Source organism: Ruegeria sp. AA6 (genome assembly GCF_056542865.1).
The window spans coordinates 152,253-164,850 of sequence record NZ_JBQGAN010000001.1 but is presented as its reverse complement, the minus strand read 5'-3'; the positions used below and the strand labels follow the sequence as shown (position 1 = coordinate 164,850).

12 protein-coding genes and 2 tRNA genes are annotated in these 12,598 nt (G+C 56.8%); 10 read left to right on the top strand and 4 right to left on the bottom strand.

Translation table 11 applies throughout. The features are described 5' to 3' along the window. The first annotated feature begins 90 nt into the window (after positions 1-90). The 3 genes from ACR0LN_RS00695 to ACR0LN_RS00685 are packed head-to-tail and all read left to right on the top strand — an operon-like array spanning position 91 to position 3,066. Positions 91-1,905, top strand: a complete 1,815-nt coding sequence (locus ACR0LN_RS00695) for a TadE/TadG family type IV pilus assembly protein (RefSeq protein ID WP_480426980.1) — start codon at positions 91-93, stop codon at positions 1,903-1,905. Then, positions 1,902-2,435: a TadE/TadG family type IV pilus assembly protein gene (locus ACR0LN_RS00690; protein WP_480426978.1), complete on the top strand. Its 534-nt coding sequence runs from the start codon at positions 1,902-1,904 to the stop codon at positions 2,433-2,435. Before ACR0LN_RS00695 ends, ACR0LN_RS00690 begins: the two co-directional genes overlap by 4 nt. 1 nt (position 2,436) lies before the next feature. After that, complete coding sequence (locus ACR0LN_RS00685; protein WP_480426977.1) at positions 2,437-3,066, top strand: TadE/TadG family type IV pilus assembly protein; 630 nt, start codon at positions 2,437-2,439, stop codon at positions 3,064-3,066. Here ACR0LN_RS00685 and ACR0LN_RS00680 read toward each other — a convergent pair. Beyond that, positions 2,996-3,610, bottom strand: a complete 615-nt coding sequence (locus ACR0LN_RS00680; protein ID WP_480426975.1) for a hypothetical protein — start codon at positions 3,608-3,610, stop codon at positions 2,996-2,998. The genes ACR0LN_RS00685 and ACR0LN_RS00680 overlap by 71 nt on opposite strands. A gap of 30 nt (positions 3,611-3,640) precedes the next feature. Between ACR0LN_RS00680 and ACR0LN_RS00675 the strand changes: the two genes are divergently transcribed. Next, positions 3,641-4,552, top strand: a complete 912-nt coding sequence (locus tag ACR0LN_RS00675; protein ID WP_480426974.1) for a pirin family protein — start codon at positions 3,641-3,643, stop codon at positions 4,550-4,552. Here ACR0LN_RS00675 and ACR0LN_RS00670 read toward each other — a convergent pair. Then, positions 4,549-5,136 carry a TetR/AcrR family transcriptional regulator gene (locus tag ACR0LN_RS00670; RefSeq protein ID WP_480426972.1) on the bottom strand — a complete coding sequence of 196 codons (588 nt, stop codon included), beginning with the start codon at positions 5,134-5,136 and terminating at the stop codon, positions 4,549-4,551. The genes ACR0LN_RS00675 and ACR0LN_RS00670 overlap by 4 nt on opposite strands. A gap of 99 nt (positions 5,137-5,235) precedes the next feature. Between ACR0LN_RS00670 and ACR0LN_RS00665 the strand changes: the two genes are divergently transcribed. From ACR0LN_RS00665 to ACR0LN_RS00640, 6 genes are all read left to right on the top strand, one after another. Then, positions 5,236-5,484: a hypothetical protein gene (locus ACR0LN_RS00665; protein ID WP_480426970.1), complete on the top strand. Its 249-nt coding sequence runs from the start codon at positions 5,236-5,238 to the stop codon at positions 5,482-5,484. A 129-nt stretch (positions 5,485-5,613) separates the two neighbouring features. Next, positions 5,614-6,918, top strand: a complete 1,305-nt coding sequence (locus ACR0LN_RS00660) for a homoserine dehydrogenase (protein WP_480426969.1) — start codon at positions 5,614-5,616, stop codon at positions 6,916-6,918. Positions 6,919-6,969: 51 nt separating this feature from the next. Next, positions 6,970-7,953 (top strand): class II fructose-bisphosphatase, encoded by a 984-nt coding sequence (gene glpX / locus ACR0LN_RS00655; RefSeq protein ID WP_480426967.1) that lies wholly within the window; start codon positions 6,970-6,972, stop codon positions 7,951-7,953. 94 nt (positions 7,954-8,047) lie between these two features. Continuing rightward, a complete protein-coding gene (recJ, locus tag ACR0LN_RS00650) occupies positions 8,048-9,790 on the top strand; it encodes a single-stranded-DNA-specific exonuclease RecJ (RefSeq protein WP_480426965.1) in 1,743 nt (580 codons plus the stop codon). Positions 9,791-9,888: 98 nt separating this feature from the next. Beyond that, a tRNA-Glu gene (locus ACR0LN_RS00645) sits at positions 9,889-9,963 on the top strand. 22 nt (positions 9,964-9,985) lie between these two features. After that, positions 9,986-10,060, top strand: a tRNA-Glu gene (locus tag ACR0LN_RS00640). A 6-nt stretch (positions 10,061-10,066) separates the two neighbouring features. On the opposite strand, the gene ACR0LN_RS00635 is transcribed toward ACR0LN_RS00640, so the two are convergent. Next, entirely contained in the window at positions 10,067-11,908 is a 1,842-nt protein-coding gene (locus ACR0LN_RS00635; protein ID WP_480426964.1) for a V-type ATP synthase subunit A, read from the bottom strand. Continuing rightward, complete coding sequence (locus ACR0LN_RS00630; RefSeq protein ID WP_480426962.1) at positions 11,905-12,597, bottom strand: hypothetical protein; 693 nt, start codon at positions 12,595-12,597, stop codon at positions 11,905-11,907. Before ACR0LN_RS00630 ends, ACR0LN_RS00635 begins: the two co-directional genes overlap by 4 nt. Between the last annotated feature and the right edge of the window lies 1 nt (position 12,598).

The following is a 12,598-nucleotide window of genomic DNA, read 5'->3' as shown; positions in this document are numbered from 1 at the left end:
TTTTTGCCCAAATCCCGCCACGTTTCGGCGTTAATTTTGGGTTTAAGTTTCCCTTAGCACTTTCGATGTCTGTCTAGAGAGGTCGCCAGTATGTCAATGCGCAAATTTAAGTGCCGCACTGCAAGATTTGATAATGCAGCCTTGTCGGCTCATCGTTTCGCACGGGACGAAGATGGCGGGGTGTTCACGATCTTCGTGTTAGCAGGCTTTATCCTCATCCTTGCTACGGCTGGCATCGGCGTGGACATTATGAACTTTGAACGCGACAGGGCCAGCCTGCAGGGTGCGCTGGACCGAGGGGTACTTGCTGCGGCTAATGTGAAACAGCCCCTTCCCCCGAAGGAAGTCGTCAAGTCCTACATTGAAAAGTCCGACGTCCGCGGCAAACTGGTCGGAGAACCAGTCGTCGACGATCAACCTGATATTGGCGCAAGAAAAGTCACAGCAAATGCTGAAGTCGAAGTAAAAACACACTTCATGTATTTTTTTGGATACCCGACGTTGACGGCTTCGGTCACGAGCGTCGCAGAAGAGTCGATTGGATCTATCGAAATCTCTCTGGTTCTGGATATCTCCGGGTCGATGAAAGATCCGTCTGCTACGACCAAGAAAGACGAAGATGGCAATCCAGTTGACAAAGATGGAAATATTGTTGGGGAGGGTGAGACGCCCGCCTACCTGACAAAGCTTGAAGCGCTTCAAGATGCGGCCACGAAATTTGTGGCCACGATGTACGCAAAAGAGAACCCTGAGAAAATCTCGATCTCGATCATACCCTATTCACATCAGGTGAATGCAGGAGCAAATATTCTTAGCAATATGACAGGGGTATCGACTGAGCACACCTACTCGCATTGCGTGGATTTCAAGGAAGCTGACTTTAGCGAAAACTATATTGACCCAGCACGGCCACTCAATCGCGCTGCGCATTTTGACTTCAGTAACTACGGAGACCGATACTCGTCTGAAGCGTCCGATCCCTTTAACTGTCTAGTCCGGGCGGGCAGCCCCATCACCCCGGTCACAAATGACATCGACGCCCTGAACAAACAAATTGCAGCTCTGACTCATGGAGGAAATACCTCGATCGAAATCGGCGTCAAATGGGGTGCCGCGTTGCTGGATCCCCAGTTCCGGCCCGTAATAACCAAGCTATCGCAGCAGAACGTCGTCCCGAGTGAGTTCAGCAGCCGGCCAAGGGCCTATGAGTCCAATGTAAAAAAGGTCTTGATTGTTATGACCGACGGCGCGAACACTGAGCATTGGGAGATCAATGACGGCTTTCGCAGCGGCCCTTCTGATGTCTGGTACAACCCCAATGGTACTTTTGACAAAAGGGTTTGTCACAGAACTTGGTGGGGGCGATCCTGCAGCACTGTACGTGCCTCGGGCGAGTACAGCGTGCAAATCTCGGAAAATCCGCCAGAGTATTTTTATACCCGACAGGGGACCCGGGAGCATTCTGTACCCTATGAAGAGGAAGGCACCCCTGAAGCGGAAGCCGCCTCTGTTCGTCTGAGCTATGCGGAATTGTGGAATAAGGTGAACCTAGACTGGAATGCCAGATGGAACTACGGCCCATGGAATGGGAGAGATCAGAGTTCGCGGGACTGGCACAGCGGGGCCTACACCACGGTCCGTTCTGGCACCAAAGACACACGAACGAAGAGTATCTGTGACGCCCTCAAGACGCAGAAGAAAGTCGAAATCTATGGCATTGCTTTCGAAGCACCTGAAGAAGGGGCTGAAATAATCAAATACTGCTCCAGCGGAGAAGGCTTCTATTTCAAGGTCAAAGATGGCGGCGCTCTGGATGATGGCACTGAAGGAGGCGATAATCTTTCACTGGCTCAGGCGTTTGAAACCATCGCTGCGTCCATTAAACAACTGAGGCTGACGCAATGATCCGCAGCCTGCTAAAAAAAATAGTTAGGTTAAAACGGGCTGAAGACGGTTCGGTGACCGTTGAGTTCGTCATACTGTTTCCGCTTTACATGTTCTTTATTCTGAGTGTCATCGAATACTCTCTGGTCACTATTCAACAGGCAATGCTGGATCGCTCCATGGACTTGGTCGTGCGAGATATTCGCCTTGGGGTCAATTTGGATGACTTCGGACACGATACCATCAAGGATGCCATCTGCGATGAGATGCTTGTGATGCAAAAATGCTCGGACAACTTGCTATTGCAGATGATTGTTCAGGATCCTTACTCCGGCTTGAGTTTTCCGGCCAATGCGACTTGCGTAGACAGAGAAGCAGAAGTTCAGCCCACCACCGAATGGCAACCCGGCGGCTCGAATGCACTGATGATCTTGCGTGCCTGTGCAAAGGTCGACCCGCTTTTCCCGACGACTAAAATGGGCCGGGCTGTATCAGGCGACGATGGTCTGATCACGCTTACATCAACGACGACCTTTGTTCAGGAGCCTTAAGATGGAGCGTCTTTATTCACGTATCCGATCCGCGATTGGCACTTTCTCTGGCCGCGAAAACGGTAGCCTGACAGTAGAGTCGATAATAATTTTTCCTGTCCTCGTTTGGGCAGTAACACTTACGTATACGTATTTCGACGGCTTTCGTGAAAGCACCGCCAATGTCAAAGCCGCGTATACGGTAAGTGATTTGATCTCGCGTGAGGGTGAGGTTGAACTCACCGACACCTACGCAACGTCCATGTATATGGTATTCAATCAAATGGTGCGCAACAATTCGCCTTTGAAAATGCGTTTGTCCTACGTCAGGTTCGAAAAAGGCGGGGAAGGCGAAGAAGACGACACCTATACCATCTTGTGGACGACACGTTGCGGATATGCGGAAGCCTGGTCCGACGACGAAATTGATGAGTTGAGTGAACTTCTGCCAGAGATGGCCGATTTGGATACTCTGATCATTGTTGAAACATCAAAAGACTATGTTCCAATTCTCAAGACAGGTTGGTTGAACAGAGACCATCAATTCGACAATATGGTTTTCACGCGCCCGCGTTTTGCACCTAAGATTGATGACGATTTTTCACCTGTGTTTTGTTCCCAGGAAGCAACGCCAGTAGCAACTGGAGCATAAATTTAACTTCGGCGGCTGTAGTCATGCCGCCGACCCCTACTCGGCGCCCGAACCGCCACCATAACCCCGGTGCCCAACTGTTTTCAGCGCTTTCCTTGGTTTTTAGAAGAAATCCATTTGATGGCTTGAACGCAAACACGCCTTGATCGATGGCTTCTATATCTTCGACCTTTGCGATCAGCCGCCCTGCCCCGGTTCTCAGCTCGGTCTGTGTTAGTTCAATCGTGTCTTTCGTCGCGATCCACATTCGGTGAGCAAGCCAAAAAGCTGCGCCGCTGACTGCCAGTAAGAACAGCTGCCACCAAGGTTCCGGGGGCTGCGCGAGAGCGACATATACAGCCAGAAACCCCACAATGCTCAGCATCCCAACGCCCAACCAGCGTCTAGAAGGTGAAGGTCGAATTGTGGCCAGTACGTCTTGTTGCATGTGATCCCTTGCTGTTTTCCTTTTGGTGTAGCGACTTTGATACCGAAATGACAGGGGGGCATATTTTCGCACATTCAGCGTTCTTTTCTGCCGATTGACGCCTTCTGCGGCAAGCATACATGCTGCGCGTAGCTTCAGGAGATCATCATGTCTTTGCGACCGACCTTAGAGACCCGAAAAGCCGTGCCTACAATGGAAGGTGCGGGCGTCAAACTGCATCGTGCTTTTGGGTTCCAGGACCCATCAGAGCTCGACCCGTTTCTGCTGTTTGACGATTTCCGCAATGATCGACCGCAGGATTTTCAGGCCGGGTTCCCCTGGCATCCCCATCGCGGGATCGAAACGATCACCTATGTTCTGGCCGGAACGGTCGAACACTCGGATTCTCTGGGCAACAGTGGAACGCTGGGCGCGGGGGATGTCCAATGGATGACGGCCGGATCTGGCATTCTGCATCAGGAGATGCCAACAGGTAACCAGTCGGGCCAGATGCACGGGTTTCAGCTTTGGGGCAACCTACCGTCGGCGCAGAAGATGACTGCTCCGCGCTATCAGGACGTCCAGGGCAAGGATATTCCCGAAATCACTGATGATGACGGCACGACGGTACGCGTAATTGTGGGTGAGTTCTGGGGTAAGACCGGCCCAGTCGATGGGATCGCCGCCGATCCGCAATATCTGGACATCCAGATACCCGCGGGGGTGAAAAAGACCTTTCGGATCGACACTTATCGCCGCGCCTTCGCCTATGTGTTTGAAGGACAGGCCGCCTTTGCCGATGCCTCTCAGCCTGCGGGGGTTCTTCTGGAAAAAGAAGTCGCCGGGCAAGAAGTCAACATCCGGGATATGTCAGGCAACCGGACATTGGTTCGTTTTGGCACCGGAGATGAGATCACGGTTCAAGCTGGCCCCGAAGGTGTGCGGTTCCTGCTGATCTCAGGCGCGCCGATTGCCGAGCCCGTCGCCTGGCATGGCCCGATCGTGATGAACACTCGGGCAGAACTTGAACAAGCCTTTCGCGAACTGCGAAACGGAACGTTCATCCGCCCGGCACACTAGGCCGAAACCGACCGTCGGACCATGTCCCAATAGACCTGTTCGACCTCGTCCAGTGACAGCCGCCCACCAGCGCGATACCAGGTCATCACGCCATTCAGCATGGCAATGACAGCCAGCGTGGCGATCTTGGTATCCGCGATATCGAACAAACCTCCCTCCTGCCCCGTACGCAGGATGGCCTCGAGGGCATTTTCGTAAGTGCCGCGCAGGGCTTCGATTTCGGCGAAATTGTCGGGCGTCAGGTTGCGCAGCTCCATGTACGCGATGAACACTTCGTCAGGTCGTTCCAGATGGAAGCGAATATGGAAGCCAACGAACTGGCGCAATGCCTCGGTCGCATCCGCAGGCTGACCCAATTCCTTGTACGCCAATAACAAATCCTGCATGTGCTCATGCATCAGACGGAACAAGAGGCTTTGCTTGTCGGGGGTGTAGTTATACAGTGCCCCGGCTTGCACACCGACCTCGGCCGCGATCTGGCGCATGGAAACCGCCGCATAGCCATGACGGGCAAATAACCCCAGTGCCGCCTTGCGGATACGCGGGCCGGTGATATCTGAATGTGATCCTTGTGTACGTGCCATCGCCTCACCGTATCTGAACGTATGTTCAAATAGAACCCTGCTTGAAAGAACCAAGTAAAAGATGCATCACAGAGACATTCGACCTTGAAAGGGTTCCGCATGAAGCCTTTGCCTTTTCTGATCCTGATCCTTACCTGCGCCGGGTGCGCTGACTTCCCGGAATTGGAAGGGCGCGAATTGCCCGAGCTCAAGTCAGCCCGTTACCCCGCACTTGTTCCCCTGCAGGAAAACCTGGGGCCTCCTGTCGATCCGATAAATGAGGCAGCCGAGGTAGAAGAAGACCTGATCGCGCGACGCGAAGCGCTCGAGAAAAAGTCACAAGAACTGCAGAACGCGGAAATTAACTGACCAACTGTGATTCCAAGCTCGTCCGGGACAGCGACGCATTGCACCCTAGCGCCGAACCCGCTAAGGCAGCGCTGAACGGGCAGCAGGCCCGAAACCACGGAAATATTCGAGCGGAAAGGAACCCACGGGATGACACAGGCGCTGCGGCTGGGAATTGCGGGCTTGGGAACGGTTGGCGTGGGTGTCGTAAAGATCATCCGTCGCCATGCGGATCTATTGCAAGCACGCACGGGCCGACCGATTGAGATTGTCGCAGTCTCGGCACGTGATCCGAACAAAGATCGTGGTGTGAACCTGTCGGACTATGCGTGGGAAACTGACTCAGTAGAGCTGGCCAAGCGTGATGATATCGACGTGTTCGTCGAGCTTATCGGAGGCGAGAACGGTCCGGCGAAAGCTTCGGTTGAGGCGGCACTGGCCACTGGCAAGGATGTTGTCACAGCGAACAAGGCCCTGCTGGCAATCCACGGTCAGGAACTGGCCGAAAAGGCCGAGGCAGCGGGCCGCGTGATCCGGTTCGAGGCCGCCGTTGCAGGCGGTATCCCGGTAATCAAATCTCTGACCGAAGGGCTGGCCGGGAATGAGATTACCCGCGTCATGGGCGTTATGAACGGCACCTGCAACTATATCCTGACCCGGATGCGGTCGCAGGGACAGGGCTATAACGCCCTGTTCGAAGAATGCGCTCAGCTGGGGTATCTTGAGGCCGATCCTAATCTCGACGTTGGCGGCATTGACGCAGCGCATAAGCTGGCGCTGCTGTCTTCGATCGCATTCGGAACAAAACCGAATTTCGATGGCATCCAGATCGAAGGCATTCAGCAGATCACCCTGGAAGACATTCATCAGGCCGACGACATGGGCTATCGCATCAAGTTGTTGGGCGTAGCACAACGCTCGGCGCGCGGGCTTGAGCAGCGGATGCAGCCTTGTCTGGTGCCAAGCAGCTCGCCTCTGGGTCAGTTGGAAGGCGGCACCAATATGGTGGTGATTGAATGCGACGCGGTTGAGCAGGTCGTTCTGCGTGGCCCCGGTGCCGGCGAAGGCCCCACCGCCAGCGCCGTGATGGGCGATGTCTGCGATCTGGCACGTGGGCTGCACATCCCAACTTTTGGACGCCCTGCGACCTCGCTTCAGGATGCGAAACCTGCCGTGACCGGGTTGCCTGCCCCCTACTATCTGCGTCTTGCGCTGTTCGACAAACCCGGCGCGCTGGCCAAAGTGGCTGCCATTCTGGGCGACGCAGGCGTGTCTATCGACCGGATGCGTCAGTACGGCCACACCGAAAGCACCGCGCCGGTTTTGATCGTAACGCACAAAACAACTCGCGCCACGCTGGATGTTGCTCTGGAAGGGTTGCGTGACACCGATGTAGTCGCCGAAGAGCCCGTTGCATTGCGCATCGAAGAGGTTTGCCCCTTGCGGCCTGCCTGAAACGCAGGATATGCCGGACAAAACGCCTTTACTGACCTGAGGATACCGAACATGAGTGCTGCCAAAGTAGATTTCAACGACCGCCTATTGTCTCTGGGCCTTGCACGGGTGGCAGAACAGGCCGCATTGGCTTCGGCCTCTCTTGTTGGTCGTGGCGACGAAAAGGCCGCCGATCAGGCCGCCGTGAACGCGATGCGTGAACAGCTGAACCTGCTGGACATTGCGGGCGTCGTGGTCATCGGCGAAGGCGAGCGCGACGAAGCGCCGATGCTGTATATCGGCGAAGAGGTTGGCACAGGTAACGGCCCCGGCGTTGATATCGCATTGGACCCGCTGGAAGGCACCACGCTGACCGCCAAAGACATGCCCAACGCACTAACCGTGATTGCCATGGGGCCGCGCGGTTCGATGCTGCATGCACCTGACGTGTATATGGACAAGCTTGCGATTGGGCCTGGCTTTGCTGACGGCATTGTTAATCTGGACATGACGCCGCGCGAACGTGTTGAGGCCTTGGCCAAGGCCAAGGGCTGCGAACCCGCTGATATTACGGTTTGCATTCTGGAACGCCCTCGTCACGAAGCGATGATCGCGGAAGTACGCGAGACCGGCGCTTCGATCCGCTTGATCACCGATGGTGATGTGGCCGGTGTGATGCATTGTGCCGAAAGCGAAGAAACCGGTATTGATATGTACATGGGTCAAGGCGGCGCACCCGAGGGCGTTCTGGCTGCCGCTGCGCTGAAATGCATGGGTGGACAGATCTTTGGTCGCCTGCTGTTCCGCAATGACGACGAACGCGGTCGTGCCGCCAAGGCGGGCATCACGGATCTGGATCGAGTGTATTCGCGGGACGAGATGGTCACCGCAGATGTGATCTTTGCAGCGACTGGCGTCACCGGCGGCTCGCTATTGCCGCGCATCAAGCGTGAGCCCGGTTGGGTTGAGACGACTACGCTGTTGATGCGGTCGAAAACCGGCTCGGTTCGTCGCATGTCTTACCGCACACCGATGTGGCCGCACAACGAAGCATAAGCGGCTTGCGCCGCTGGCTTCGGCGCGAGTATTTGTGAAAAGATGAAGAGGCCGGGTCCGAAAGGGTCCGGCCTTGGTCTATGGAGGCAGAGCATTGAGTTTTCTGGGCGTTGAGCAATCATTGAATGGACGGCGTTGGGTTGGTCCTTCGGCGGAAACCGAGCGTGCCACGGAAATGCTGGTGCAACAGGCGGGGCTGCCTCGGGCCGTGTGTCAGGTTTTGGCCCGCAGGGGAGTTCCGGCGATAGAGGCGCCGGGTTTTCTGGACCCAAAGTTAAAGGAGCTGCTGCCCGATCCGCGTGCGATGAAGGATATGGAAAAGGCCGCCACCCGTTTCTTGTCCGCTGTCCGGAACAAACAACGGATCGCTGTATTCGCAGATTACGATGTGGATGGCGGCAGTTCTGCGGCTCTGTTGCTTGTTTGGCTACGGCAGATGGGTTTACAGGCGACCTTGTATGTGCCCGACAGGATTGACGAAGGCTATGGCCCCAACGTCCCTGCCATGCAGGAATTGGCAGCCAACCACGATCTGATTATTTGCGTCGATTGTGGAACGCTGAGCCATGAGCCCATTGCTGCTGCCAAAGGCGCGGATGTGATTGTTCTGGATCACCACTTGGGCGGTGAAACCCTGCCCGACTGCGCCGCCGTCGTGAACCCCAACCGGCAGGATGAGAGCGGCGATCTGGGCTATCTTTGTGCCGCTGGGGTAGTGTTTCTGATGCTTGTAGAGGCCGGGCGGCAACTACGTGAGGCAAGTGTAAAAGGCCCTGATCTGATCAGCCTACTGGACCTTGTCGCACTTGCGACCGTGGCCGATGTTGCCCCGCTGATCGGTGCCAATCGCGCGCTGGTGCGGCAAGGGTTGAAAGTCATGGCACAACGTCAAAGACCGGGCTTGGTGGCCCTGTCAGATGTTGCGCGGATGGATTCGGCACCAAACAGCTATCACCTTGGGTTTCTGCTTGGACCGCGCGTGAATGCCGGAGGGCGGATTGGTCAGGCCGATCTGGGTGCCCGCCTGCTCAGCACCGAGTCGATGCACGAAGCCGAGGCATTGTCGCAAAGGCTGGATGAGCTGAACACCGAGCGCCGAGACATCGAAAACGCCGTACGTGCCGCGGCTCTGGAACAGGCTGAGGAACGGGGTCTGGACGCGCCGCTGGTTTGGGCCGCGGGAGAAGGCTGGCATCCGGGTGTCGTCGGCATTGTGGCATCGCGGTTGAAGGAAAGCGCGAACCGCCCGGCGATTGTCATCGGTTTTGACGGGGATGAGGGCAAAGGGTCTGGTCGTTCGATCTCGGGCGTTGATTTGGGCGCTTCCATCCAGCGGCTGGCGGCCGAAGGGCTTTTGGTCAAAGGCGGCGGTCACAAGATGGCGGCGGGCTTGACCGTGATGCGTGACCAACTGGAACCCGCGATGGAACGGCTCAGCGAATTGCTGGCTAAACAGGGCGCGGGCGAAGGCGGGCCCGCCGATCTTAAGCTGGAAGGTACCCTGATGCCGGGCGCAGCCACGGTTGATCTGATAGAACAGATCGAAAAGGCGGGTCCTTTTGGGGCCAGCGCCCCTGCCCCGCGGTACGCCCTGCCTGACCTGCAGGTGCGGTTTGCCAAACGCGTAGGAGAATCCCATCTGAAACTGTCTTTATCCGATGGTGTAGGTGGTGGTCTGGACGCGATCTCATTTGGCGCGTTTGACGGTCCACTGGGTGAAAAGCTGTCAAATCATGGCGGCGCGCGCTTTCATTTTGCCGGGCGACTTGAGGTCAACACCTGGGGTGGACGTCAAAGCGTACAGCTGAGACTTGAGGACGCGGCAGAAGCTATTTAGCCCCGATTTCCGCCCCAACAAAAAACTTTCACATCCCTGCATTTTTCGGCTTGCGGGGGGGTGAGGTAAACCGTAAAAGGCCCTCCACAAGCCAGCGTGGCCCGTTCGTCTATCGGTTAGGACGCCAGGTTTTCAACCTGGAAAGAGGGGTTCGATTCCCCTACGGGCTGCCACTTGTGCTTGTTTGGACCAAATGGCCCGTTCGTCTATCGGTTAGGACGCCAGGTTTTCAACCTGGAAAGAGGGGTTCGATTCCCCTACGGGCTGCCATTTTCCTCATATCCCGAACTTGTCGCGGCACAGATCTGTGATCTGCCCCCAGATGGATTTGAATTCCGGCGTGTTTTCCGCTGCATAGTGGAAGTTCTTCATCATACCGGTCAGCTGCGTGAACACCTGCCGAACTTCGGCCTTATCCGCGAACGCGGCCGTTGATTGGGTTACCTCGTAGACCAGCTTGAACGTCATCTTCTGACGCTCAAGCGGAACAGTTGCATCCACCTTGTCGAACGCGTCCTGCTGTAGATAAACCATGTCCACGAACAGCGCCTTTTGCTGGGTGACAAAGTCGTCGATGGTGACACCTTCTTCGCCCGTCACCTGCATCATCTGATCGACCTGTTCGCCTTTTTCGATAAGGTCCAGCAGGTCACGGACCTTGCCTGTCCAGCCGGGTTCGGCGTTTTTGTCGTACCAGTCTGACAGCTGATCCGTATAGCGCGACCAACTGAGCATCGGGTCGACGGCGGGGTAAAAGCGCTTGTAGGCGCGCTCGGACGACAGGCCGAGGAAGCATTTTACGGTCGACAGGGTCGACTGCGTGACCGGCTCATCAAAGTTGCCGCCCGCAGGTGAGACAGTACCAATCAGGGTCAGACTGCCCAGATCGCCGTCATTCGTTTTCACCGCGCCGGCACGCTCGTACAGGCCCTTGATCGAGCTTTCCAGATAGGCTGGGAACCCCTCTTCGCCCGGGATTTCCTCAAGCTTGCCAGAGGTTTCGCGCATTGCCTGCGCCCAGCGGCTGGTGCTGTCCGCGATCAGCAGCACGTCATAACCCATCTGGCGGTAATATTCGCCCAGCGTGATGCCTGTAAAGATCGACGCCTCACGCGCGGCGACTGGCATAGACGACGTATTGCAGATGATAATCGTCCGATCCATCAGGCTTCCGCCCGTTGTCGGGTCGGTCATCTTGGGGAATTCGTGAATCGTTTCAACGACTTCACCCGCACGTTCTCCGCAGGCCACGACGATCACGATGTCCACCTTTGCGTTCCGCGCGATCAGGTTTTGCAGCACTGTTTTGCCCGCCCCGAACGGCCCCGGAATACAGGCCGTACCCCCGCGCGCGATGGGGAAGAACGTGTCGATCAGGCGCTGCGATGTCAGAACCGGCTCGGTTGGATACAACCGTTCAGACAGCGCGCGTTTCAGAATATTCTCGGGCAGAGGCCGCCGCACCGGCCATTTCTGCGACAGGGTCAGAGTATGCTCTCCGCCCTGCGCGTCCTCAAGCCGTGCCACGATGTCGTGGATGGTGGCGGCCCCCTTCTGGACCCATACGACCTTGTAGTCGCCGACCCAATTGAAGGGCAGCATGATCTTGTGGTTGAAATGCCCCTCGGGCACCGTCCCGATACTGTCGCCTGCAGTGACAGTATCCCCAACCTTGACCGAGGGCGTGAACGACCACTTCGCCTGCTCATCCAACGGCGCCACGTCCGCCCCGCGTGGCAGGAAGGTGCCAAACTCAGCCGCCACCTTGGGCAGAGGCGATTGCAAGCCGTCAAACACCTGCCCCAGCAGACCCGGCCCCAGTTCAACCGACAGTAATTGCCCCGACTGTTCCACCGGGTCACCCACTGCTACACCATCGGTGCTTTCATAGACCTGCACGTCCGCCGTATCGCCGCGCACGCGTAGCACTTCGGCTTTCAGACGCTCCTGACGGCCACCGGGACCGGGACGTGTGGGAAGGATGAAGACGACCTCGTTCTTGACCAGTTGGCCGGGCTGGCCCGAAGCATCGTGGTTGGCTTGGATCTGCACCAGCCCCTCTTGCACCGAGACGACACGGGCGGTGGCGGTCTGTGTGGCGGGGGTTGGGGCTGTCATGTGTATGCTCCGTCAAAGTCGATCTCGGCGGCACCGGCCATGGCCTGTTGCGCCAGATGTTCAAATCTCGTGGCCGCGTCCTGCGCGTTGCTTTGCGCCCAGCGGTCGAAAATGTTCCAGATCAGCACATAGATCGCCACGGCTTCGAAATCGAAATAGTGGCGGGCAGCGTGCCGTTTCAGTTGCTTGTGGCTGACCGACAAAAGCAGCCGTTCCAGCCCCAGAGGGTCTTCGGCATCCAGCAATTGCTTGGCCTCTTTGATCCACGGCATCGGCCCGTCCAGCCTGAAGGTCGGGTCGCTCCAGCTGGCCGGGATATGACTGCTCCAGCGTCCCATTCCAAATGTACCGGCCGGGGGACTTCCCCCCTGCTTACGCAGACGCAGCGCGGCTATGGCCGTGCGCAGGTCCATCCTTTCGACGAAGACCTTTCGCATAGTCGGCTGCGGAATATTTTTCAACGCCTCTTTGCACCGTTCAATGGCCTGCGCGTCTGTGACGTCCATGTCATAGTCGCTCCAGTTAAGAGCGTGCTCCAGCACTTGCAAAACACGGGCATCTTCCGGTGTAAGCGCCGACAGTCGCCGATCCAGCCGCAAGCGGGACAGAGGCGGCTGTTTGGCGACAAACAATCGTTCCGAGCCCGGCAGGCTGCTGATCAGCGCGATATAGGCGTCGGGGTCCGGCATG